Genomic DNA, 24,561 nt, shown 5'->3' on the forward strand with positions numbered 1-24,561 from the left:
CCTGCCTTATCGTCGGTAAGGCACTTTCCTTAGACCCGTTGACAGCGCACGCGTCGCGCTCCTAACTTGAATTCACTTCAGTGGTGCAGCTCACCGTCGCTCTTCGTGACCCCCGCGTCACGTGAGAAGGAGTCCTTATGCGATCCACCCCATCGCGGCCGAACATCGTGGTCGTTCTCCTGGACGATTGCGGCTTCGCGCAGCTGGGCTGCTTCGGTGCCGCGTTCGAGACGCCCGCCACTGATGCCCTGGCGCGGGAAGGGCTGCGGTTCAACAGGTTCCACGTGACGGCTCTGTGCTCACCATCCCGGGCATCGCTGCTGACCGGCCGCAACCACCATGCGGTCGGGATGGGTCTGTTTCCGGAAACGCCCACGGACCGGCCCGGCTACTCCGGGCGACTCCCTGAGGGCATTCCGACGTTGCCATCGACACTGCGGGACCACGGCTACAGTACTTTCGCGGTGGGTAAGTGGCACCTGACGCCCAGGGACGAGCGGAGTGCGGCAGGCCCGTTCCAGCGTTGGCCGCTGGGCCTCGGCTTCGACCGCTACTACGGATTCCTCGGATCCGAGGCGAATATGTGGGCTCCCACCCTGACGGTGGACAACCACCACATCGGGACGCCAGAACGTCTCCCTGGTGAGTACCACCTGACGGAGGACCTGGCTGACCAGGCCATCCGCATGATCAGGGACCAGCAGCAGGCGGATCCGCAGCGGCCGTTCTTCATGTACTTCGCGCCGTCCGCCCCACATGCGCCACATCACGTCGCGCCGGAATGGAGCGATGCCTACCGCGGGAGGTTCGACGACGGCTGGGAGGCGCTGCGGGAGCGCGTCTTCCGCGATCAGGTTCGCTCAGGTGTCGTTCCGCCGGGCACCCGACTCACGCCCAGGCCTTCCTGGGTGGCGCCATGGGACGAACTCGGAGCCGACGAGCGCCGTCTGTACGCGCGCATGCACGAGGTCTTCGGCGGACTCGTCACGCACACCGATCAGCAGATCGGCCGCCTCGTCAGCGCCCTGGACGACCTCGGTGTCCGCGACAACACGATCATAATGGTCCTGTCCGACAACGGGGCCAGCGCTGAGGGCGGGCCGCACGGGACGTTGAACGAGACCGGTTTCGCGCTCGGTGGGGACCAGACCCTCGATGAGATGGTCGGCCACGCCGACACGATCGGCGGCCCGGACTGGTACAACCACTACGCCTGGGGATGGGCGTGGGCCGGGAACACGCCCTTCCATCTGTGGAAGCGCTACACCTGGCTCGGCGGCACGCGGGTGCCGTTCATCGTGAGCTGGCCGCGTGAACTCAGGCAACACGGCGGCGAGATCCGCTCGGAGTTCGGACACATCGTCGATCTCATGCCCACGATCTGTGAGGCGGCCGGTATCGACACCAGCGAACTCACCGTCGATGGCCGGTCGATGGTCGCGAGCATGCGCGGTGAGCGGTTGACCGAGTCACGCACTCAGTACTTCGAGATGCTCGGCACGCGCTCGATCTACCGGGATGACTGGAAGGCCACCACGAACCACGTCATCACAGGTGCCGGTGTGGAGTCCGAACTACTGGAGGGCAGCAAGAGCTATGACGGCGACACGTGGCACCTCTTCGATCTTTCGACCGACTTCTCCGAGGCCGTAGACGTAGCCGCCGACCATCCCGAAATTCTCGAGGAACTCCGGGACATCTGGTGGGAGCAGGCCGAGCGGGACCAGGTCCTCCCGATGATCGAGGGGTCCTTCACGGACCTGATCGCCGAGGCCTCACGCGCCGCCGGACCTGCACGAACGACGTTTTCCTACCAGCCGGCCACCGGCCCGGTCCACGAGTACGGCGGCCCCGTTCTCTCCCCCGGGTTCACACTGACGGCGCACCTGAAGTACTCAGGCGCCGAGAGCGGCATCCTTTGCGCACAAGGAGACTGGAACAACGGCTGGGCGCTGTTCTTCGAGGGTGGCCATGCCCATTTCGTGCTCAGTCGAGTCAGCCGCGAGCACCATGTTTCCTGGCCGCTTCCCCGGCGAGGAGCGATCCGACTCGAGCTCACCTACCGGCCGCACGCGCAGCGACCAGGTGGGACGCTCAGCGCCGAGGCCGACGGGGCAGCGCTCGGCGAGGTGGAACTGGCAGTCGGTATCCCGCCGCTCTGGCACTACTACGGCGCCAACCTCTGCATCGGCTACGACGAGGGCCTGCCAGTTTCTCGTCGCTATGAAGTTCCTTTCACATTTACGGGAGACCTGGAACAGATCGTCATCAACACCAAGACGCCAGGAGAACATGTCGAGGCTTTCAGTGAAGCCGCAGTCCGGGGAGACTGAGGAGAATGACGTGTATTCGCGTAAAGGAGAAAAACCTATGGCCACACTCGGGCGGGAATCAATGATCGATTACCCAATTTCGGAAGCTACGAAAAAGGTAGTCGCCCGGGAAGTGTTCGGGCATGTCCTCGACGGCCAGGTCGTTTCCTCGCGGGACGGGAGGACCATGGAGGTCATCGACCCGGCTCGAGGCACGGCGATAGCCACGGCCGCCTGTGGCGGTGCCGCCGATGTCGACCGCGCGGTGGAGTCGGCGAGAAGGTCCTTCGACGCGGGAATCTGGCGGTTGCTGGACCCATTGGAGAAGGAGCGGCGGCTGCGCCGGATGAGCGCTCTTCTCATGGACAAGGCGGAGACCATCGCTGAGCTCGACGTCCTGGACGCCGGGCTGTTGCGCTGGTACGTGGACTTCACCATCCAGTTCGCCGCCAACGGCATCGACTACTACGCCGGCTGGCCCACCAAACTGCAGGGATCGATCCCGCCCGCGCCTCCAGGCTTCTCTGTCCGGCTGGAGAGGGAACCGATCGGCGTCATCGGATTGATCACCCCGTGGAACGGTCCGATCAGCGTCTTCGCGTCTGTTGCGGCAGCGCTCGCGGCCGGTAACTCCGTCATTCTCAAGCCTGCCGAGCAGACCCCGATGACGGCTGTGCTCATGGGCGAGATCGCGATCGAAGCAGGAATCCCGCCGGGCGTATTCAACGTCGTGCAGGGCACGGGCAGCGAAATCGGCGCGGGACTCGTTGCCCACCCGGGGGTAAACGCGATCTCATTCACGGGTTCGGTGGCGACCGGCACGGCGATCCAGACGTCTGCCGCCGAGCGCGTGAAACGAGTCTGTCTTGAACTGGGTGGGAAAAGCGCCTTCATTGTCCTGCCGGATGCCGACCTCGGTGCTGCGGCCGCCGCGGCGCAGATGTCGGTCTGGGGCGCGGCGGGCCAGGTGTGCACGGCCGGGTCGAGGGTGCTGGTCCATCGTTCCATCCAGGAGGAATTCACGGCGGCCGTGATCGAGGGATCGAAGGACATGAAGATCGGGTCGGGACTCGACCCGGAGAGCCAGATCGGTCCGCTCGTCTCCTCCGAGCAGTTGGAGCGCGTCCGGAGTTACGTTTCCATCGGCCAGCAGGAGGGGGCCCTCCTGGCCATGGGCGGTGCGGCCCTTGACATTCCTGGTTACTTCCACGAGCCCACGGTGTTCACCGACGTCCGCAACCACATGCGGATCGCCCAGGAGGAGATCTTCGGTCCGGTGATGTCGATCCTGCCCTTCGACAACGAGGAAGAGGCAGTGCGGATCGCCAACGACACGCAGTACGGCTTGGCCGCCGGTGTGTGGACGAAGGACCTCGACACGGCACACCGAGTGTCCTCCTGTCTGAAGGTTGGCACGGTCTGGATCAACAGCTACCAGATGGTCTACCCGTCGGTTCCGTACGGCGGCGTGAAGCTGTCCGGCCACGGCCGGAATCTCGGAGCGGCATCACTGGACGAGCTGACGCAGATCAAGAGCGTCTGGACGAAGATCGGAGACTGACGGATGACGAGCATCGAGGATCGGATCCTCATCGAAGACACGCATTACCGTTATTCCTCGAGCATCGACTCGGCGAACGTGGACCGCCTCAGCGAAGTCCTTCACCCCGACATCTGGGCAAGGTTCGGCAATGCCGATCCCATCCAGGGTGAGCGGAAACTAACCACCTGGATCAGGGAGGCAACCGCCAGGTGCGTGTGGCAACACCATCTGTTGAACGTGTACCACGCGGATGTGAGGGGGGACAGCGCGACAGCGCTCGTCTACCACACGTCGTACCAGAAATTCTCCGGTGATGATGGAGTATGTCTGCTGGTCGGGAGGTATCACAACGAGCTCACCAAACACGAGGGGACATGGAAGATCTCCCGGCTCGTCCTTGAAGTCATGTGGGGCGAACGCCGCACGGACACGGCCGGGTACCTGGAGTCGGTCGGCGGTCGTGGGCCGGAGGTTCTCGGGTGGCCCTCATGAGCGCCCGGGCACCCGCGGTCACTCCCTCGGCCGGCCTGGCGTCCGCGCTGGCGGCAGCCAGTTCCGGCAGCAGCGTGGTCGTCCTGGAAAAGGGTGAACTGATCCGCGGCACGAGCGCGCTGTCCGGAGGCATCTGTTGGATACCGAACAACCACCACATGGCCGACGCCGGGGTTGAGGACAGTCGTGAGGACGCCCTTGCCTACATGCGGTCGTTGTCCTTCGGATTGCTGGATGATTCGGTCGTCGAGGCGTTCGTCGACAACGCTCCTTCGGCGATCCGATGGATCGAAGAGCAGACCGATCTCACGTTCGGGACTGTTGCCGGGTACCCCGACTATCACCCGGAGCATCTCACGTTTGAGGACGTGCCCCTTGGCGGAGGGACAGGCAGGCTCGCACCTCAGGTGCTGTGCGAACGCGAGAAGCACGACCTCCGTGGGTGCGGACAAGCCTTGATCGGAGGGCTCCTGGAGGCATCTCTCAAGCTTGGCGTCGAGATCTTCACGGACATGGCCGTGCAAGAGCTCGTATCGGAGTCGATGCCCGGCGAGTCATCGGGGTGTCGGCCATCCAACAGGGCGAGGCCGTTCAGTGGCGTGCGGATCAGGCGGTCGTCCTCGCCTCGGGCGGCTTCGAATGGAGCCGTGAGCTGGTCCGGAGCTTCCTGCGCGGACCGATGACGAGTCCGGCAAGCATGCCGACGTGCACACGCGACGGCCTGAGAATGGCCATGGGTGTTGGCGCGGCGCTGGGCAACATGCGCGAGGCCTGGTGGGTACCTTGCGTCCGAGTTCCGGATGATCGGGCCTTCGGACATCCGAAGTCGACTCCCATCAATAGGGAACGGACCCTTCCCCACGGCATCTTCGTAAACTCTCGGGGGGATCGGTTCGTCAACGAGGCCACCAACTACAACGCCCTCGGAGCCGCGTTCCATCATATCGATGCGACGAACTACGAGTACCTTAACCTGCCGTGCTGGCTGGTTTTCGACCAGTCGTACGTCGACAAGTTCGGATTCCTCGAGACACCTCCTGGGGGTCGGCTTTCCCACTGGATCAACCGTGCGGACACACTCGAAGGAATTGCTGATTCGTTGGGGGTGCCCACCGAACGACTCCAGCGCACTGTCGAGCGCTGGAACGGCCACGTCTCAGCGAAGTACGACGCCGACCACGGCCGCGGGGAGAGCAACTACGACCGCTGGGCAGGTGACCGCCGTTACCGAGGCGAAAAGGAATCTACCCTCGGGGCCGTCGGGTCGGCACCTTCTACGCAGTTGAGGTGCACAGCGGGACCCTTGGCACCAAGGGAGGCCCACGCACCGACGCATACGCACGTGTCCTCGACGTCCGCGGCAAACTCATCAGCGGGCACTACGCAGCCGGGAACGTCATGGCCGGCGTGTCCGGCATGTTCTACGGAGGCGCAGGCGGAACCCTGGGCCCTGCGCTGACCTTCGGGTACCTGGCCGGCCAACATGCCGCTAGCGCAACAGGTAGCGGAAGAGCTCTGTAGCCGCGCGATTCCTGGCAAGCCAAATTTTGACGGAACTCCCCATCCAGGCACGCAACCTGTCGATCGTGGGACTGGGAAGGAACGAACCGACAAGCGATTCCACGACGCGTTGAATTGGCATACCAGGGCTACCCGAATTGATCCCGGCGTTGGATTCGAGTACCCGAGCTCCGTCGACTAATCGAGTTTAGTTCCCTGGTTTTCCTACGCGTCGACCCTCGAGATTTACCTATGCCGGACAAAGGAGTCAGGCCATGCGTCCTGTTGAAGCAGAAGCCGTGGAGGCCCATCAGCCGCAGTTCAGACCGCAGGCGGTGCGGCGTTCGGCCTTGGCCGGAGCCATCGGCAATCTGATCGAGTACTACGACTTCAGCGTCTACGGCTACGTCGTGGTGGTCATCGCGCCACAGTTTTTCCCCTCCGATGACCCAACCACGTCTACGCTATTGGCGCTTGCAGTGTTCGGCACTGCCTTCGTGCCAAAACTCGTGGGTGGCGTCTTCTTCGGCTGGCTCGGTGATCGCGTGAGCCGTCGCACAGCGCTCGTCTCATCAGTGTTGTGCATGGGTGTTGCCGCCAGCGTTACCGGGATGCTGCCGACCTACCACCAGATCGGTGTCGCCGCTCCCGCCTTGCTTGTTGTCACCCGTCTCGTACAGGGCTTCTCGACCGGGGGCGAGGCAGCCGGCTCCATCACCTATGTCTACGAGTCTGTGCCCTCCCGGCGTCGAGCCGTGTTGGGATCTTTGAACTATGTCGGCTCGAATCTCGGGTTCGTACTCGCCGCGATCATCACTGGCGGTGTGGTCGCTCTTACGTCCAAGGAACAGATGGCGGACTGGGGTTGGCGGATTCCATTTCTGGTCGCCGTTCCACTTACCCTCTTGTGCCTGTGGGCCCGGCTACGACTGGAGGACACTCCCGAGTTCACTGAAGCCGCCCGGCGCTCCAGTCTCCCCAATGCTCCAGTGCGGGAAGCCATCGCCACCCATCGCAAGGCAGTAGCGCAGGTTGTCGGCGTGATGATCGCGCAGTCTGGATGCATGTTCCTGGCGCTGACCTACCTCAATATCTACCTGTCGAACGAGCTGAATTACAGCGCAGAGCTGGTTCAGTGGCTATCAGCGTTGGCGGGTCTTGCCGGAGTGGTGCTCATGGTGCCGGCAGGATGGTTGGCCGGACGTTATGGTCCACGCCGCGTGCTGCTCGTCGGTTTCCTCGGAATGCTGGTCATCGTCTACCCGGCTATGTTGATGATGGGACGAAATAACTTGGCCCTTGCCGGCGTCGGGCAGGTTGTGGTCATGATGTGGGGAGCGATCATTCAGGCACCCGTGGCGGTTCTGTTCCCACGCCTGTTTGAGCGCCGAGTACGGTTTAGCGGCATGGCGCTCGGATACAACATCGGGACCGTGCTGGCCGGCGGCACGGGCCCGTACATAGCGGCTTATCTGGTCGCCGCAACCGGGAATGTACAGTCCCCGTCCTTCTGCGTGATGGCAGTATGTGCCATCGGGATCGGCAGCCTCCTCACTATAAAAAAGACAGTTGATAAAGAGTATCTGCATTCAAGTCTGCAGGTCGGCATGGATCGAACTGGTAGCATTGCGGAGCATTGACCCTGAACGGTCCCGGAACTGCCGTTTGAGAACCGCTGAACCGGAGGCCGAAGCGACCTACATTCAAGGGCATGACGGCGCGGCCCGTTTTCGCGGGAGCTCTTTACAAAGCTGTAGATTCTGTTTCTGCTTCTCCTGGTGGGTAGCGCTGACAAGGATACGCGCATGATGCTGTTGGACCGCCTTGAGGACTCGGTCCAGACGATGCGGGATCAGCTCGCGGCGAAGAAGAATGAATTGCAGAGCGGGGCGTTCCGGGACGTGAGCATGGCGATGTGCGCTCTGGTGGCGGCGGACGGCACGATCGATCCGTCCGAGCGGCAACGCGTCGCCCAGCTCATCGCCACCGACACATCCTCCAGAGTTTGCCCCGGACGACCTGCATCGCTGCTTCGAAGAGCACCTCAACGAGGTGACCGAGGACTTCGCTGCACGGCAAGTCCCGTTGACCAGAGCCTGATGCAGGTCGAACTCGGCCGGAAAGATATCCAGGGCTGAGCAGCCTCGCCGATCATGGCCCGCCATCCGTGGGTGGCGGAAACAGGGACTGAACTAACTTCAAGTAGATCAACTTGCGCTAGTCGGCGGGAGTCGCTCCGGCGGACCGCCTACTAGTAGGACTCCGTTAGGTCTTCCGGTTCGGGCTGTTCCTGGGCATGTTGGATGTGTGGATGCACATGAAGTGAACCGTGTACGGGCGGCGTTGGCGTTATATATGACTGATGTGTTCGCCTCGGTGCCGCGCAAGGACCAGCGGGCCAAGGGTGACTGTTACCTGCGGGGACTGATGCTGGACGGCCGCCGCAAGTCGATCCAGGCCATGGCCGCTCGGCTGCCGGACGGCAACGAGCAGAACCTTCAGCAGTTCGTGAATCAGTCCACCTGGGACCCGGTACCGGTGCAGCGTCGGATCTGCGAACGCATGCTGCCGCTCATCGCCCCGACGGCCTGGGTGATCGATGATGTGTCGGTGCCCAAGGACGGAAGAATGTCGGTCGCTGTTGCCCCGCAGTACTGCGGGGCACTGGGGAAACGGGCCAACTGCCAGGTGGCGGTCAGCGTCCACGCCGCGTCCGACACCGCTTCCTGCCCGTTGCAGTGGCGCCTGTTCCTGCCCAAGGAGTGGGCCTCGGACACCGCCCGCCGGGCCACGACCCGCATCCCGTCCGACGTCATGCACCGCGAGAAGTGGCGCCTGGCGGTGGACATGCTCGACACGCTCGCCGGCTGGGGCATGACGCCGCCGGCCGTGGTCGCTGATGCCGCCTACGGCACCAACGCACACCTGCGGGCCGCCCTGGCCGACCGGGAGCTGTCCTACGTACTCGCCATCGGAGCGAATGTGACCGCTCACCCCTTCGATGCCGAGCCCGTGGCCCCGGACCGCAACGGAGCCATCGGATGCTGGCCCCAGCCCCGCTACCGGGATCCCGCACCCTCGGTGGCGACTCTGGCCACCGGCCTCGGGCAGGAGGCATTCACCGCTCTCACCTGGCGGCAGGGCTCGCGCGGGGAGTTACGCTCCCGCTTCGCCGCCGTGCGCGTCCGCCCCGCCGGCAAGGCCGTCGAGCGCCCCATCCGGGCAGCCGCCTCGGCCGAACAGGGCTGGTGGGACGGGATCCTGCCGGACTGCTGGCTGCTGATCGAATGGCCCGCCGACGCCGAGGCGCCGACCGACTACTGGCTGTCCAACCTGCCGGCCGACACCCCGATCACCGACCTGGTCCGTCTGGCCAAGGTCCGCTGGCGCATCGAGCACGATTACCGCGAACTCAAGCACGGCCTGGGTCTGGACCACTTCGAAGGCCGTTCCTGGCCGGGCTGGCACCACCATGTCACCCTCGTGACCGCCGCCCACGCCTTCCTCACCGAACAGCGCCTGGCCCCAAAAGCACCCGAACAGGACTCACCCTCTACCAGATCCTCGACACCCTCCAGGACATCCTGAGGTGCTGGACCGGCATCTGCACCACCTGCCACCAACCCCTGCCCAGCAGGACACACACAACACCAAGATCGAGGCGAACCTAACGGAGTCCTACTAGGGTCTGCTGCGAAAGTAAATTTTGTTCGTTGATGATCATGTGTTGTGGGAGCCGTTGCTGCCGCAGGGCATCAAGCCGTGCCGTTCGCTACGAAGCGACCGTGCTGGTCGCCGCCATCAATGAGTGGCTGTGACCAGCACTTTCACAACACGCCCTAGGCGTGATGGCCGAGGTCGCGTCCAAGAACGGCGACCGGGAACGGGCCCGGGACCTGATGTACGCCGCAGAGGAGATCGCCCGCAGCCTCGTACACTCCCACCAGCAGACGGTGCTACTCACCACACTTGCTGTTGGCGCTGCCGAGTTGGAGGAACCCGCACAGGCCCGGTACCTGGCCCGCGAACTGGAGGAGATGGGCCGCACCCTTTCGCAGCCCGTGAAGCGGGCATTGTCCTTGGCTGGTTCAGCCGCCACCCTCGTGACACTGGGGGATCAAGACAGGGCCCGTCGCCTGGCGCACGACGCCGCGGCAGCCGCCCGCGAGGAAGCGGATCCGCCGGGGCGGTCCACCGCGCTGGGAATGACGGCCGCAGTGGCCACCGAAGCGTTCGACCCGGATGATCTACAGCGGCTCACGCATGAGGTTGAACGCGAGGTGGAAGCCCTCACCGACACAGAGCAGCGGGATAGTACCCTCGCCTCGCTCGCCACGGCTCTGGCCCTAACTGACGACCGTGCCGGGGCATGCCGACTGCTAGACAGAGTCATCTCTGTCAAGGAGCGTGCCCGCGCACTCTCGGGCATGGCCCTGACAGTGATGCGGAAGGGCGACCCCGGCTGGGTACGGGAGTTGGTGCCCGGTATCTCGCGTGCGGTTGCGGAACTGCCCGAAGGCGAGGAGAGGGAGGGCGCGACCGCCGACATCGCAGAGACTCTCGCCCTGCTCGGCGAACCGGCCCGGGCTGAGATGTTGCTGCGGGAGGTCACCGACGCCCGCCGTCGGGCGGAGGGCTTCGCGACGGCAGCCGGAGCCGCCGTCGAGGCAGGAGACAACGTTCTCGCCCGTCGCTTGGCGCAGACGGCCGAAAGTGCTGTTCGGGCCACGGTCGACCTCTTCGCAGGCGCCCACGAGCTCACCAGCCTGGCCTGTGCCCTGGCTTTGGTCGGCGACCAGGAGCGCGCCCGCGCCCTGGCCCTGTACGCGGAGAAGGCGGTCGACGGAAGCGCCGAACCAGCACGCCGGGCCTGGCCCACCATCGGCATTGTGAAGGCAGCGGCTCTGACGGGCGACACCGAGTGGGCAGAGCGGCTGGTCCGATCCGTGGAGGAGCCCGGCCCGAGGGGACAGGCACTCGCACGATGGGCTCGCGTCTGCGCCGACGCGGGTGCCCGGGACCGGGCGACACTTGGTCGATGCGGCCCGGGAGCGGGACGCGGTCGTGCATTTCGACGGCGGTGCTGTCCGCCGCCTTGGCCTGCTCGTCTGCCATGGTCTTCTCTCTCCTTCCCGGAAGCGCCCTCGCCGCTCACGACGCGTCCGGCGTTTCCCGCTTCGCCGACACCGTCGGAGACTGCTCGCCCGGGGACTCGGGATATCCGCTGCCGGCCTCGTTGAATCGCACGATTTCCTCGATCGTCCGCTGCAGCTTCAGCTCATCCTGGTCGGATACGATCGCCTGTCCCACGCGGCCATACGGCCCGACCGGGGCATCAGGTGACGAGGAATACTGGATCTCATCGAAAGAGAAGTGGCGTTCGAAATCGCTCTGCGTCAGCTTGCCGCTCTTCGGGCGACGGAGAAGGATGTAGCCGTAGAAGCGATCCGGGTCACCGCTGTCCAGCGGCTGGGTCACCTCTTCCCCGAGCGCGAGACTGATTTCGACGTCGAAGAGATCGACGCCGAATGTCAGCTTGTTGACCTGAGGGGAGAGCGCCCCCGGGAGACGGATGGCGCACTCACCGAACGTGAGCCCCGAGTCCTCCGTGAACGCTTCCAGATGAAACACGCAATCCGGTGCGTCGAGGGCGGTGAGCGCCTGCCTGGCGAGCGCCTCCGCCTGCTGGAACAGCGATGAATACCGTTTTCTGTCCAATATATGGGCGGCCAGAACGCCGCCCTGCACGGCGCTCAGCGGTGATATGTGGTTGCGGCTCATGGACGACCATTGAAGGTCGCCGCTCTTCCAGATGCCGTCTATATAGACTTCCGAGGCGTCTATGAAGGACTCGGCGACGATCTCCACATCCGACTGCCCGGAGAACGGCTTCACGGCCCGCGCGTACTCGTCCGGGGACCGGACGATGCCGGTGCGAAGGGCGCCGGCGCCGGTCGCCGGCTTGATCACGAAGACATCGCCCAGGTCGCTGGCAAGATCCGTGAAGGACGTACCGACGGGCACATATCGGCAGCGCGCTCGCTTGACCTGCAGCGGCAGCTTGCTCTTCTGCAGGTACTTGTCCCGGAAATAGAGCGTTGCCTTCGAATCGGTGTTTCCGGGAAGGCCCAACTCCTGCCGCACGTAGGCTGCTCCGAAGACGCCCATTTCATGGACGGTCAGCACTCCTGCTACATCATCGAGGTGTGCGGAGAGCACTGCGCGCAATATCTCCTGGGCGTTCTCCATATCGGCGACACACCTGAAGCGGCGGCCCTTCGGTGTGCTCGCCGGCGCCTGCACGATATAGAAGGGATCCAGGCCTCGGCGCTGCAGTGCCTGGTCCAGACCGTCCCTATGTCCGATGACAATCATCGTCGGCATTCTTGTCTCCCCCGGTTACGGCTGGCCAAAACATTGAAGAAGCGATGCGCCATACCGTCATCCGATGCCAATACGGGTGGCATCATTTCACAGAGGTGCGCAGGTGTTGCCTGTGATGTAGATCACAAGCAATCTTTGTGGTGAATGGCATGGATCGCCCATGTCTTTTCTTCTCACCGGCGAATCATGCGTGGTGCCCGGCGTCCACCTGGTGTCCGGCGTGATCCGGGTCGAGACCGGCGTCGGCGGACGCGATGACGGCGCGCTCGGTGTCGATGTCGAGCGAGCGGCACAGCACCAGATAGAGCAGGGACGACACGGCGAGTCCGACCAGCATGGTGACGTCGGCGCCCCTGACCCAGTGTGCGAGCGGCCCCTCCGCGTCGCCGATCACGGCGAACGGCAGCATCGAGACGAAGCCGACGCCATAGGCGGTCAGCCCACGCCAGTTCCACCGGCCGTAGACGCCACGGGGGTTGAAGATCTCGCGGATCGAGTAGCGGCCACGCCGCACCACATAGAAGTCGATCAGGTTGACCGCGGTCCACGGGGTGAAGAGGTAGCCGAGGACGATCAGGAAGTCCCCGAAGGTGGTCAGGAAGTCGTCGTCGGCACTGAAGGCGAGCCCGGTGGAGACCACGCCGATGACCACCAGTGTGGCGATGCGGGTTCCCAGGGTCAGCGGGACCCGCTTCACCGAATCGATGCTGGAGAGCAGTGTGAGGCTGCCGCCGTAGAAGTTGAGGGTGCCGATGGTGAACAGCGGGATCACCGACAACAGCAACAGCACGACACCGAAACCGGAAAACAGCTGGTCACCGGCTTTGACCACGGCATCCACCAGGCCCAGCTTCGGGAACAGCCCCGCGGCCACCGCCCCCACCAGCATCATCCACGCGCCACCGAAGCCCGCACCCAGGTACGTCCACCAGAACGAGGAGCGCACCCCCACCGTCGGCGGAAGATAGCGGGAGTAGTCGGAGACGTAGATGGACCACGAGAGCTGGTAGACGGCGGCGTGGAACAGCTGGATCAGAAAGGGAGCGAGAGTGAAGGCGCTCAGATCGAGCTGGTCCGCGCTGAAGGGGGCGACCACCACGATGCCCACGGAGAACACGGCCAGGCCCGCGCCCGTCAGATACGTCAGCCACCGGGACGCCTTGTGGATGAAGTCATATCCCACGACGGCGAGCACGATGCCGATCACGGCATAGGCGATATAGCTGACCGACGGGGGAGCGTCCGCCAGGTGATCCATCGTCGAACCGACCAGCACCTGGTTGAAGGCCGTGTAGCCGATGTACGTCACCAGTGCCACGACCCACACCAGCAGCGCGCCGACGAATCCGAACTGCGGCCGGGACTGCACCATTTGAGGCAGCCCGAGCTGCGGGCCCTGGGTGGAGTGGAAGGCCATGAAGAAGGTGCCCAGAGCGTTGCCGAGCACGATGGCGATGGCCGTCCAGATCAGATTGCCGCCGAGTGCCACCCCGATCGCACCGGTGGCGATGGTGGCCAAATGCGCGTCCCCGGCGAACCAGACGGGGAACAGATGCCAGACCTTGCCGTGGCGTTCGGCGAGGGGCACATAGTCGATCGACCGGCTCTCGATGACCGGCCGGTGCCGGGCGGCGCCCGACGTGTCCGGTGCCCCGGTCTCCTTGGTGGTGCTGACTGCCATACGGTTTCTCCTGGGCGCGAGCGTGGATGGGCGTGTGGTTGCGGATCCCCCCTGACGGTCGTGGTCGCGGCGGAGCGGTTCAGCCGGTTCGGTTGAGCGCGGCGTACGCGAGCTGCTCCAGCAGCAACGCCGCCTCGCGTGGAGCATCGGTGGCCGCCGTGATCACCTGTTTGGCGACCGAAACGGCGAGCCGCGGCTGCGCGGCCAGCTCGGTGGCGATCTCCACCGCCTTCTGCCGTGCGCCGCCCCCTTCGGCGATCTCGCCGATCAGCCCCCAGGCGTACGCCTCCGGCGCCTCGAAGCGGCGGCCGCGCAGCACCAGATCGCGGGTGCGGGCCGGTCCGACCTCCCGCACCAGCCGGGTCACCCCGCCGGAGCTGGGCAGAATGCCGATGCCCACCTCGGGCAGGCCGAAGACGGTGTCCGGGTCGGCCACCCGGATGTCCGCGGCCAGCGCCAGTTCCAGTCCACCGCCGATGCAGTAGCCCGACAGGGCCGCCACCGTGGGCTGGGAGAGGGCGGCGAACGTCTCGTACACGGCGCCGGACGAGTGGTAATACTCGGCGATCCGCTCGGGGGTCATCTCGCGCAGTTCGCCGGTGTCCGCCCCGGCGGAGAAGGCGCGCGGCACTCCGGTGACGATGACGGCCCGGCTGGTGCGCACCTCCTGGCTGCGCAGGGCGTCGAGCAGGACGGACTCCAGATGGGTGGAGAGCGCGTTGAGCTTCCGCTCGCGCCGCAGCGTGAGGACGGCGATGTCGTGGTGTTCGCCGGTGCGCTCGATCTCCACGGTGCCGGCGCCGGGGGAGGCGGTGGGCGTTGTGTCGGTGATGGTCATCAGGTTCCTCCGTGGATACTCCGCCGTTCGCTGCGGAGAGGAAACGGACTCCTGCGGAGCAGGGTGAGGAGCGGGGCTTCGCCATCAGGGCGAAGGACCGTGCCCTGACCGGCGGATTTGGGCATTACTTGTGGCTCCGCTAGCTTGTGAGCGTGGCCACGGGATGTGTGAAGCGGGCGTTCAAGTACCGCTTCTATCCGACGGATGCGCAGGCGGCCGAGCTGTCGCGCACGTTCGGGTGTGTCCGGAAGGTCTACAACATGGCGCTCGCGGCCCGGACCGAGGCGTGGGCCCGGCAGGAGCGGGTCAACTACAACGCCACGTCGGCAATGCTGACGGCGTGGAAGAGGACCGAGGAACTGGCCTATCTCAACGAGGTCTCCTCGGTCCCGCTCCAGCAGACACTGCGGCACCTCCAGGCGGCGTTCACCCACTTCTTCGCCAAGCGGGCGAAGTACCCGCGCTTCAAGTCGCGGAAGAAGTCCCGGAAGTCCGCCGAGTACACCACCAGCGGCTTCCGCTTCCGTGACGGGAAGCTGACACTGGCGAAGATGGCGGAGCCACTGGACATCGTGTGGTCCCGCCCTCTGCCCTCGGGAGCGAAGCCGTCCACGGTGACGGTGTCCCAGGACGCGGCAGGCCGCTGGTTCGTCTCGATGCTGTGCGAGGACCCCGGTGTCAGGCACCTGGCCGCGACGAGTGCGGCGGTCGGTATCGACGTCGGCCTGGACCACTTGCTGACCCTCTCCACCGGAGAGAAGATCGCCAACCCCAGGCACGAGCGCCGTGACCGTGCCCGGCTTGCCCTGGCCCAGCGGCGCCTTGCTAAGAAGGCCAAGGGGTCCGCGAACCGGGCGAAGGCCCGGCGCGAGGTCGCCAGGATCCACGCCCGGATCGCCGACCGTCGGCGTGACGGGCTGCACAAGCTGACCACTCGTCTCGTGCGTGAAAACCAAACGCTCGTGATCGAGGACCTGACCGTGCGGAACATGGTCAGGAACCGGAGCCTGGCCCGCGCCATCAGCGATGCGGCATGGTCGGACTTCCGGAGCATGCTGGAGTACAAAGCCGCCTGGTACGGACGGGAAGTGATCGCGGTCGACCGCTTCTTCCCCTCCTCCAGGTTGTGCTCCGCCTGCGGCGCCCTCGCCGAGGCGATGCCGCTGCACGTCCGCATTTGGACGTGTGGTTGCGGCGTCACCCATGACCGTGACGTGAACGCGGCGAAGAACCTTCTGGCTGCCGGACGGGCAGTATCGGCCTGTGGAGCCGGTGTAAGACCTCAACGGAGAACTCCGGGCGGGCAGTCGGCGACGAAGCAGGAACTCCACGGGGCGACCCGTGGAATCTCCCGCCTTTAGGCGGGAGAGCGTCAAGGCGCTGGTGCTTCTCCTGCCTCGGTGCTTGAAGGACGTTGCGGGTCGTTGCCACGCGGGGTGTTCGGGCGGCGCGGCGGTGGGGTGCCCGGCGGCAGGGGCCGTTCGGTGTGGCCGTACGGCAGTGGGCGTGGCCGTACGACCCGGGGTGGCCGTACGGCCCCTGCCTCCGGATGGCGCCGGTCAGCTCCCGGCGGTGAAGGACAGCAGGTCGTCCAGGCCGCGCTTGCCGACCTCGTTGGCGATGACCAGCCGCTGGATCTCGGAGGTGCCCTCCCAGATCCGGTCCACCCGCAGCTCGCGCCACAGCCGCTCGACCGGCATGTCCCGCATATAGCCGCGGCCGCCGAAGATCTGCACACAGCGGTCGACGATCCGGTTGGACGCCTCGGAGGCGGCGAGCTTGGCGGTGGCGGCCTTGGCGTGCAGGGTCTTGCGGTCGCCACCCTGGTCGAACTCCCAGGCCACCTGGTGGGTGAAGGCGCGGTTGGTGGCGATCTCGGTCACCGAGTCGGCGATCATCCCCTGGATGAGCTGGCGGTTCATCAGTACGTCCCCGCCTTGCTCACGCTCCTTGGCCCAGTCCACGGCCAGCCGTAGCGCGCGCTCGGCGGCGCCGATGGTGCGCGCGGCGATCATCAGCCGCTCCTCGGTGAACCAGTCGCGGGTCAGGTCGTACCCCTCGCCGATCCTGCCGAGCACGGCGGCCTGGCCGACCCGGACGTCCTGGAAGAGGAACTCGGGGTGTTCGTAGACGAAGGTGTGGGTGTAGCGGGGGGTGCGCTTGACGGAGACGCCGGGGGTGTCCTTGTCGACGAGGAACATCGTCGGCTCGTTGTCCGGCCGCACATAGGCGAGGACGATGAGGAAGTCCGCCGCGTCGCCGACGGTCACAAACCACTTCTCGCCGCTCAGGACATAGCCGTCGCCGTCCCGGGTGGCCGTGGTGCGGATCCGGGAGGGGTCGGAGCCGGCGTGTTCCTCGGTGATGGCCACCGCGTCGCGGCGGCGGCCCTCGATGTCCGGGACGAGGTAGCGCTCGCGCTGCTCGGGCGTGCAGGCGCTGAGGCAGTTGGCGGGCCGCCATACCGCGTCCCACAGGGCGTTGGTGAGTTGGCCCAACTCGTCCTGGACGACGACCTGTTCCAGGATGGTGAGGCCTGCGCCGCCCCATTCGGCGGGCATGTTGATGGCCTGCAGACCATGGGCGAGCACCTCGTCGCGGATGACGGCGTGGGCTTCGGGCGGCAGACCGTTGTTGGCCTCGCACTCGTCCTCGAACTGCATGATCTTGCCGGTCAGGCCGGCGGCACGCTGCTTCAGTTCGGCCAGACGGGGGCTGAGGGCGAATTCCACGTGTGTTTCCTCCTGTTGATGTGCCGTGCGCGAGGTGATGTGGCGCCGGCGAGCGCTCTTACGTGTGGGTGTCAGCCGGTGGGTGTCAGCCGGTGGGTGTCTGTCGTGTGAATGTCAGCCGTGTAGGTGTCAGCCCAGGACGATGCGGGCGTCCAGGCCCTGGCATCCGCGCGCAGTGGCGAGCAGCGGGTTGACTTCCAGCTCGGAGATCTCCGGATGGGCCGCCGCCACTTCGGTGATGACGGCGATGGTGTGGGCGAGTGCGTCGAGATCGACGGCGGGGCGGCCACGCACGCCGTGCAGCAGGGCCGCGGAGCGCAGCCGGCCCAGGAGCTCACTGGCCTGCCCGGGGGTGAGCGGGGCGAGCGCGAAGGCCACGTCGCGCAGCACCTCGGTGGTGACCCCGCCGAGGCCGAGCATGGTGACCGGCCCGAACCGGGGGTCCCGCCGGACGCCGACGATCAATTCGACACCGTCGCGCAGATCCGCCATGGCCTCGACGCAGTACCCCGGCGGAGACAGCCGCTCGGCCATGTCGACGACGGCGGTGCGGACCGCCGGATCGCCTTCCAGCCCGAGCGCGACCCCACCGGAGTCGGACTTGTGCAGCAGGCCGAGCGCCTTGACCACGACCCCGCCACCGATCTCGCGGGCCGCCTCCACGGCCTCGTCCACCGTCGTGACCAGGCGCGCCGCCGGGAAGTGCACACCCGCGGCGCGGATCAGCTCGCGTGCGCTCCAATAGCCGTCATCCGCCACGGGCTGTGCCGGGTCGGGCAGGGGGCGCAGCGCGGGGTCGGCGGGGGTGCGCCGGGCCAGCATCCCGAGGCTGCGTGCCGCTTCCTCGATGGCGCGGAAGACGGGCACACCGCGTCGCTGCAGTTCCTCGGCGGCGTCGCTGTAGGGATACATGGTGTGAATGGCCACCGGTTTGCAGCGGTCGCGTACCAGCTCGCCCATCTCGGCGGCGGTCTCGATTTCGGCGGCGGCGAGGGCGGCGCTGTACTCGCCGTAGCCGCCGAAGTAGCCGGTGATCAGCACGGAGTCGGTGTCCGGCGCGTCGAGCAGATCGCCCAGCACCCGGGCGAAGGAGGTGACATCCCGCTCACCCATGCCCGCGAGGTCCACCGGGTTGCCCACCCCCGCCGACGGCGTCAGATGGTCTCGTAGCCGCCGCGACAGCTCGGGATCGAACTCCGGCACGGACAACCCGTATCGCTCGGCCAGGTCACAGGCGACCGAGGCATGGCCGCCGCCGTCGGCGAGCACCGCCACCCGGCGGGCGGGGGCAGCGCCGAACAGATGCAGCGCCTCCAGCAGGCTGGCCATCTGACGGGGGCTGGCCACCCGGTCGATCCCGGCGGCCCGGCAGGCCGCGTCGATCACCGAGCTGTCGCTGACCAGCGCTCCGGTATGCGACTTGGCCCCGCGTACGGACGCCTCGCTGGCGCCGACGGTGAGCAGCACCACGGGCTTGCCCATCGTGGTGGCCTCGGCAGCCGCTGCCACGAAGTCGCGGCCGTCGCCGAAGTCCTCGCTGTACACCGCGATCAGCTTGGTCTCCGGGTGCACGGTGTAGGCCCGGATGAGGTCGGCGACGGTGAGGTCGGCCTGGTTGCCGAGGGAGGCGAAGCGGGAGAAGCCGAGTCCCCGCTCGGCCAGGATCCGGCTGAGCTCCAGGGCCATGTTGCCACTCTGCGAGATCAGCCCGACCGTGCCGGGCGGCAGTGGATTGGAGGAGAGATACAGTTCGCTGCCGCTGTCCAGGACGCCCAGGCAGTTGGGCCCCAGCAGGACGGCACCCGCCTCGCGCACCCGCCGGGCCAGCGCCGTCTGCCGCGCCTCGCCCTCGGTGCCGAGTTCGGCGAAGCCCGCGGTGATGCCGACGATGGCGCGTGCCCCGGCGGCGAGCGCGTCCTCGACCGCCGACTCGAACCCGGCCGCCGGGACGGCGATCACCGCGAGGTCGGCGCGTTGGGGGAGTTCGGCCATGGAGCGGTAGGCGCGCTCGCCGAGCACCGGTTCTCCACGGCGGTTGATCAGGTACACCGGGCGCCGCTGCCGCATGCGCAGCGCCTGCACACTGATCCAGTTGCCCCATTTGGTCTGGTCGTTGCTGGCTCCGACGATGGCGACCGCGTTCGGTGAGAACAGCGGACCGAGGTCGCGTTCCGGAACGCGCCGCTCAGTGGCGGAGAGGGTCATGGGTGGTCCTTAGGGGACGAGTCCGGCGTGGCGAGGTCGGGTTCCGGCGTGGCGAGGTCGGGCACGGGGTGCCCGGCGCCCCAGGCGTCCGCCCCGCCGTCGACCACAACGGTGGTGCCGGTGATGTAGGAGCCCTGGGGGGAGGCGAGGAAGGAGATGAGGCCGGAGACGTCCTCGGGCCGGCCGAGCCTGCCCAGCGGCACCGACCTCTCCCAGCGTTCCCGGTCCTCTGGGGTGTAGTGGTCGTCCAGGCCCCCGGTGGCGATGGTGCCGGGGGCCACGCACACGGTGCGGATGCCGTACCGGCTCCACTCCAGGCTGAGCCCGGCCGCCAGGTTCTCCACCGCGGCCCGCGCGGAGGCGGCATGGGCGAAACCGGGAATGCCGCGGCGCGGAGAGAAGGCGATGAAGAACACGGCGCCGGAGCGCTGCGGAATCATCGCCCGGCGGGCGACCTCGCGGGTCATGGCCCAGGTGGCGTCGACGGCGAGCCGGTGCACGGCCCGCCAGCCGCCCGGGCTGATCTCCTCGGCGGGCGCAGAGAACTGCCCGCCCGCGTTGTTGACCAGGACATCGATGCGGCCGAACGCCTCGAGTGCGTGGCCGACGACCGTGGTGACGCTGCCCTCCTCGCGGATGTCCGCGGGCACCGTGACGCAGGAGCCGCCGAGAGCCTCGATCTCATCGGCGACTTCCGCCAGGGACTCCGGGCGGCGTCCGCAGATCACGACGCGCGCTCCGCCGGCGGCCAGGTCCACTGCGGTGGCCCGGCCGATGCCGGTGCCTCCGCCGGTCACCAGAGCGACCTTGCCGGTGTGGACATCCGGCCGTAGTCCGCTGCCCGGCGGCGCGGGTTGATCAGTCCGCACAGAGCCTCCTCGATCTGTGAGCCAAAGGTTTGACTGATGCGTCAGTTAGCCTTCCGACCGAGACCGACGTCAAGGGGGTACGGCGAGAAAATTCCCAGGGAAGAAAGGGAGTTCACCGTGGTCTCCGGACTTGATGAGGAGCTGACGCCTGAGTCAGAATGACCGAGCACTGGGCGCCATGACCGGACGCTGAGCGCCGGCGCGTACGGGGAGCCAGGACCGAGGAATGGGGACACGATGTGAGCACCGGCACGAAGACGGAGCCCAGGACCGATGAGGACCGCAGGGCGAGGATCCTGGACGCCACGTGGCAGCTGATCGCCGAGCGCGGCTTCCACGCCGTGCGCATCTCCGACATCGCCAAGGTCTGCGGCACCAGCACCGGCACGGTGCACTACTACTTCCCGGGGAAGAACGACGTACTGGCAGAGGCCCTCAAGTACTGCGTCGACCGGGCGTTCGCCCGCCAGTCCACCCAACTGCGCGCCGTTCACAACGCACACGAGCGGCTGCTGAAGCTGATCGACATGCAGCTGCCACGGGTCGGCCAGGTCCGGGACGAGTGGGCCATCTGGTTGCAGTACTGGGCCGAGGCCACCATCCGCCCCGAGTTCCGCCCGGCCCACAACGAGTACTACGCACGCTGGCAGGAGACCGTCCGCCGGATCGTGCAGCGAGGCCAGCGGCAGGGTGTCTTCCGTGCGGACGCGGACCCGCATGTCGTCGCGCTGCGGCTGACCGCACTCACCGACGGCGCGGCGATCCAGGTGCTGACCGGAGTGCCCGGCATGACCATCGGCACCATGCGCGAACTCCTGGTGGATTTCGTCCACCAGGAGCTGGTGGCCGACGCACACTGAGCCGGACCCGGCACCACGCCGCGCGGCATCGGCGGGAGAGGGATCGGCCGGGGCGGGATCACTGGATCAGTGTGCGCAAAACGGGAACGCCGGCGCCCGCACTGGTCAGTCCGGCGATCACGGCGGCGGGCACGGATACGCCGGTAAGGGCGGTGAGGCCACCGATGACGAGGCCGATGACGAGCGCGGTGAGCAGGACGACGGTGGTGTGAACGGACAGGAACGGCTCCGCTGGGGCGGAATCGCTCGGTGATGAATGGACCGGTTGCGGCGGCTGAGTGCTGGTCATGCTCCAACTCTGAGAGTGTGCGGTGCCTTCACCTGCACGGATCGAACAACTCCGCAGAACCCTGATCAGGGAGCCGCCACCACCGAACGGGCACCCGTGTTCGGCCGAACGCTCGCGCGTGTCGTGGGCCGTTCGGCGGTGTTCCGGCAAGTTCGGTACCGTTCCGTGGCCAGGGCTCTACCCTGGCTCCCCACGGCACGACGTGGGGGAACGTGGGGAACGGTGGACAGGACGCAGCAGCACCAGGCGGCGGTCAGCACTGGCACGTATGACGACCTGCTGCGCCAACAGGCAGCGGAACTCACACAGCTGCGGCTGCGGCGAGGCAATCCGTCCCTGCGCTCGATCGAGGCACGCGCGGGGCGCTTGTTCGGGCTGGAGGCGTCCTTACCCATCTCCACGCAAAGCGCGGCGTTCAGCGGCCGGTACGTCGGCCGGGACAAGCTGATGTGGCTGGTGCGCACCCTGATGTCATGGGACGAGTGGGGAGCGGAATGCGAGCCGCCCGGAAACCGGTCCCATGAGCTGGACGCGTGGCGTATCCGCTGGACGGCCATCGCCGCCGCGAAGCCGACCCGCCGTAGAACACCGGCCGCAGGCGCACCGGCGGAGGCTGAACCGCTCGCGGCTGCAGCTCCCACACCTGCACCGGCCGGAGCGACTCCACCCCAGCCACCGCCGAAGGAGGCGGCAGACAGTCTCCCGCCCGGTCAGTCTCCTGATGAGCCGCCTGCGCTGTCCGGAATCGCATCGTTCTCCCCGGCATCTGCTGTCCTCACCGGTCACAGCAGCACCATCCGGTCCGTGGCGTTCTCTCCCGACGGCGCGCTTCTTGCCACCGGAGGGGGCGATCGGACGGTGCGGTTGTGGGACCCGCGCACCCGCGGCCCTGTTGGCGAGCCCCTCATGGGCCACACCGGAGCGGTCTACGCGGTGGCGTTCTCTCCTGATGGCGCGCTTCTCGCCACTGGAGCCGATGATCGGACGGTGCGGCTGTGGGACCGGCACACCCGCACCCCGATCGGCGACCCCCTCTCCAGTCACACCAGCACGGTCCGGTCGGTGACGTTCTCTCCCGACGGAACCCTCCTCGCCACCGCAAGCGGTGACCGCACCGTGCGGTTGTGGAACCCGCGCACCCGTACCCCGGTCGGCGAACCCCTCATGGGCCACACCGGAGCGGTCCACGCGATGGCGTTCTCTCCCGACGGGACGCTTCTCGCCACCGGAGGCGGCGATCAAACGGTGCGGTTGTGGGACCCACATGCCCGTACGCCGGTCGGCGATCCCCTCACCGGCCACACCGGCTGGGTCCGGTCAGTGGCGTTCTCTCCCGATGGTGCCCTCCTCGCCACCGCGAGTGGCGATCGCACGGTGCGGCTGTGGGACCCGCATGCCCGCACCCCGATCGGCGAACCCCTGACCGCACACGTCAGCTGGCTCTACGCGCTGGCGTTCTCTCCTGACGGCGCGCTTCTCGCCACCGGAGGCGATGACCACACAGTGCGGTTGTGGGACCCGCATGCCCGTACGCCGGTCGGCGAGCCCCTCACCGGCCACGCCGACTGGGTGCGGTCGGTGGCGTTCTCTCCTGACGGCACCCTCTTCGCCACCGCAAGCGGCGACGGCACGGCGCGGTTGTACGAGCGCGAGGCGCTCAGAGACATGAACGCTCGCCGACTCGAATTCCATCACCGAGTCGGCACGGCCATGCTCAACGTGTACCGGGGAACGGCAGGAGGAGGCGGAGCGCCCAGCGCGGAGCCGCTGGCTGAGGTCTACCGCGAGGTGCTGGAGGCGGCCGAAGCGACCTTCGCGCGGGCGACGGAGACGGGGGACGTCGAGCAGCTGATCGCGGGCTGGGACGAGTTCACCGAGCTCGCCACCCATCTGGGGCAGAGCTCCGCGCTGCTCGGAGCCGCACTGCTCGGCTCGCTGGTCGAGCACACGGGTCTGTCTCCGCAGGAGGTCATCGCTCAGGCCATCGCCAAGGCGCAGGCCCACCCCGCCGGGACGCAAACGGCGCTTGCAGCTGCCGAGTCCACCGATCCCAGCTCTCCCACTGGAAGGTGACCCGACGATGCCCTTTCCGAGTCTCCTCGCGGTTTTCGCGCACCCGGACGACGAGTCCCTGTCGGCGGGTGGCGTGCTCGCCCAGCACGCGGCCGCGGGAGCGCGAACCGCCGTCGTCACGGCGACCTGGGCAGAGGACACCCAACGCGCGGCGGAGCTCGCCGATGCGCTCCGCGTCCTCGGCGCCGGTGAGCCACGGATGCTCGGCTACGCCGACGCCCGGGCACCACAGTCGGCCCCGGGCAGCGTCCGGTTCTGCGACGCGCCGCTCGATGAGTCGGTGCGTCGGCTGGTCATGCACATCCGTGCGTTCCGCCCGGACATCGTCGTCACCCATGACGCCTATGGCGGGCTGACCGGACATCCGGACCACCTCCACACCCACCGGGTGACCACGCTCGCAGTCGAGGCCGCCGGGCTGGACCGGCTCTACCCGGACACCGGCGCGCCCTGGCAGCCGAGTGCCCTCTACTTGGCCACGCACCCGCACTCGGCCGCACAGGCACTGGGCGCACACCTGGTCCGCGGAGGCAGGACGATGTACAGCGTCCCCGATGAGTGGGTCACCGTGACGGTTGACGTCAGTCCCTGGCTCGAACAGAAGATCGGTGCGGTACTCGCCCACCGCACCGAAGTGGAGCGGGGAGCGCTGCCGGGCCGGCTTGCGGCACTCCCGCCAACCGACCGGGCGAAACTGGTGTCCACCGAGTGGTACCGCCGCCGCGACCTCGTCCCCACGGCGGCACCCCAAACCCGACTGACGCCACGCGGTTGAGCGGTATC

Annotated in this window: 18 protein-coding genes and 2 pseudogenes; 13 read left to right on the forward strand and 7 right to left on the reverse strand. The window is 67.0% G+C overall.

Going from position 1 to position 24,561, the window contains the following annotated elements:
• Window positions 1-137 precede the first annotated feature (137 nt).
• From BLV72_RS45800 to BLV72_RS45835, 9 genes and pseudogenes are all read left to right on the forward strand, one after another.
• The gene (locus tag BLV72_RS45800) at window positions 138-2,333 is read left to right on the forward strand and encodes an arylsulfatase (protein WP_093469970.1); all 2,196 of its coding nucleotides are present in this window, start codon (window positions 138-140) and stop codon (window positions 2,331-2,333) included.
• Between the two features lie 37 nt (window positions 2,334-2,370).
• On the forward strand, window positions 2,371-3,873 hold the full coding sequence (locus BLV72_RS45805; RefSeq protein ID WP_208905965.1) for an aldehyde dehydrogenase family protein: 1,503 nt from the start codon (window positions 2,371-2,373) through the stop codon (window positions 3,871-3,873).
• Window positions 3,874-3,876: 3 nt separating this feature from the next.
• Window positions 3,877-4,347, forward strand: a complete 471-nt coding sequence (locus BLV72_RS45810) for a nuclear transport factor 2 family protein (protein WP_093469973.1) — start codon at window positions 3,877-3,879, stop codon at window positions 4,345-4,347.
• Window positions 4,344-5,494: pseudogene (locus BLV72_RS52420) on the forward strand (FAD-dependent oxidoreductase); the annotation flags it as partial. The gene BLV72_RS45810 and the pseudogene BLV72_RS52420, both read left to right, overlap by 4 nt.
• Before the next feature lie 95 nt (window positions 5,495-5,589).
• The gene (locus BLV72_RS52425; RefSeq protein WP_425288572.1) at window positions 5,590-5,868 is read left to right on the forward strand and encodes an FAD-binding protein; all 279 of its coding nucleotides are present in this window, start codon (window positions 5,590-5,592) and stop codon (window positions 5,866-5,868) included.
• A 254-nt stretch (window positions 5,869-6,122) separates the two neighbouring features.
• The gene (locus BLV72_RS45820; RefSeq protein WP_093469974.1) at window positions 6,123-7,487 is read left to right on the forward strand and encodes an MFS transporter; all 1,365 of its coding nucleotides are present in this window, start codon (window positions 6,123-6,125) and stop codon (window positions 7,485-7,487) included.
• A 165-nt stretch (window positions 7,488-7,652) separates the two neighbouring features.
• Window positions 7,653-7,929 (forward strand): annotated as a pseudogene (locus tag BLV72_RS45825) (TerB family tellurite resistance protein); the annotation flags it as partial.
• Between the two features lie 225 nt (window positions 7,930-8,154).
• On the forward strand, window positions 8,155-9,435 hold the full coding sequence (locus BLV72_RS45830; RefSeq protein ID WP_093469979.1) for an IS701 family transposase: 1,281 nt from the start codon (window positions 8,155-8,157) through the stop codon (window positions 9,433-9,435).
• A gap of 260 nt (window positions 9,436-9,695) precedes the next feature.
• Window positions 9,696-11,087, forward strand: coding sequence for a hypothetical protein (locus BLV72_RS45835; protein ID WP_093469982.1), 1,392 nt, complete (start codon window positions 9,696-9,698; stop codon window positions 11,085-11,087).
• Here BLV72_RS45835 and BLV72_RS45840 read toward each other — a convergent pair.
• The 3 genes from BLV72_RS45840 to BLV72_RS45850 form a co-directional block, all read right to left on the reverse strand.
• On the reverse strand, window positions 10,999-12,231 hold the full coding sequence (locus BLV72_RS45840) for an ATP-grasp domain-containing protein (RefSeq protein WP_244321346.1): 1,233 nt from the start codon (window positions 12,229-12,231) through the stop codon (window positions 10,999-11,001). The two genes, BLV72_RS45835 and BLV72_RS45840, sit on opposite strands and share 89 nt — an antisense overlap.
• 184 nt (window positions 12,232-12,415) lie before the next feature.
• On the reverse strand, window positions 12,416-13,912 hold the full coding sequence (locus BLV72_RS45845) for a purine-cytosine permease family protein (RefSeq protein WP_208905971.1): 1,497 nt from the start codon (window positions 13,910-13,912) through the stop codon (window positions 12,416-12,418).
• A gap of 79 nt (window positions 13,913-13,991) precedes the next feature.
• The gene (locus tag BLV72_RS45850) at window positions 13,992-14,750 is read right to left on the reverse strand and encodes an enoyl-CoA hydratase/isomerase family protein (RefSeq protein WP_093469984.1); all 759 of its coding nucleotides are present in this window, start codon (window positions 14,748-14,750) and stop codon (window positions 13,992-13,994) included.
• A 152-nt stretch (window positions 14,751-14,902) separates the two neighbouring features.
• Here BLV72_RS45850 and BLV72_RS45855 point away from each other — a divergent pair, with 152 nt between their 5' ends.
• Entirely contained in the window at window positions 14,903-16,111 is a 1,209-nt protein-coding gene (locus tag BLV72_RS45855) for an RNA-guided endonuclease InsQ/TnpB family protein (protein ID WP_093470925.1), read from the forward strand.
• A gap of 198 nt (window positions 16,112-16,309) precedes the next feature.
• On the opposite strand, the gene BLV72_RS45860 is transcribed toward BLV72_RS45855, so the two are convergent.
• From BLV72_RS45860 to BLV72_RS45870, 3 genes are all read right to left on the reverse strand, one after another.
• Window positions 16,310-17,482 carry an acyl-CoA dehydrogenase family protein gene (locus tag BLV72_RS45860; protein WP_093469987.1) on the reverse strand — a complete coding sequence of 391 codons (1,173 nt, stop codon included), beginning with the start codon at window positions 17,480-17,482 and terminating at the stop codon, window positions 16,310-16,312.
• 129 nt (window positions 17,483-17,611) lie between these two features.
• A complete protein-coding gene (locus BLV72_RS45865; RefSeq protein WP_093469990.1) occupies window positions 17,612-19,687 on the reverse strand; it encodes an acetate--CoA ligase family protein in 2,076 nt (691 codons plus the stop codon).
• Window positions 19,684-20,556, reverse strand: coding sequence for an SDR family NAD(P)-dependent oxidoreductase (locus tag BLV72_RS45870; RefSeq protein ID WP_093469992.1), 873 nt, complete (start codon window positions 20,554-20,556; stop codon window positions 19,684-19,686). Before BLV72_RS45870 ends, BLV72_RS45865 begins: the two co-directional genes overlap by 4 nt.
• Window positions 20,557-20,795: 239 nt before the next feature.
• On the opposite strand from BLV72_RS45870, the gene BLV72_RS45875 reads away from it, so the two are divergent.
• Window positions 20,796-21,416, forward strand: a complete 621-nt coding sequence (locus BLV72_RS45875) for a TetR/AcrR family transcriptional regulator (protein WP_093469995.1) — start codon at window positions 20,796-20,798, stop codon at window positions 21,414-21,416.
• 58 nt (window positions 21,417-21,474) lie between these two features.
• Here BLV72_RS45875 and BLV72_RS45880 read toward each other — a convergent pair whose 3' ends face one another.
• The gene (locus BLV72_RS45880; RefSeq protein WP_093469997.1) at window positions 21,475-21,705 is read right to left on the reverse strand and encodes a hypothetical protein; all 231 of its coding nucleotides are present in this window, start codon (window positions 21,703-21,705) and stop codon (window positions 21,475-21,477) included.
• A gap of 222 nt (window positions 21,706-21,927) precedes the next feature.
• On the opposite strand from BLV72_RS45880, the gene BLV72_RS45885 reads away from it, so the two are divergent.
• Both BLV72_RS45885 and BLV72_RS45890 read left to right on the forward strand, forming a co-directional pair.
• A complete protein-coding gene (locus BLV72_RS45885; protein WP_208905973.1) occupies window positions 21,928-23,778 on the forward strand; it encodes a WD40 repeat domain-containing protein in 1,851 nt (616 codons plus the stop codon).
• 7 nt (window positions 23,779-23,785) lie between these two features.
• Complete coding sequence (locus tag BLV72_RS45890; protein ID WP_093469999.1) at window positions 23,786-24,553, forward strand: PIG-L family deacetylase; 768 nt, start codon at window positions 23,786-23,788, stop codon at window positions 24,551-24,553.
• Window positions 24,554-24,561 lie beyond the last annotated feature (8 nt).

The sequence above is a fragment of the Streptomyces melanosporofaciens genome (genome assembly GCF_900105695.1).
In the GTDB taxonomy this organism is placed as follows: domain Bacteria; phylum Actinomycetota; class Actinomycetes; order Streptomycetales; family Streptomycetaceae; genus Streptomyces; species Streptomyces antimycoticus.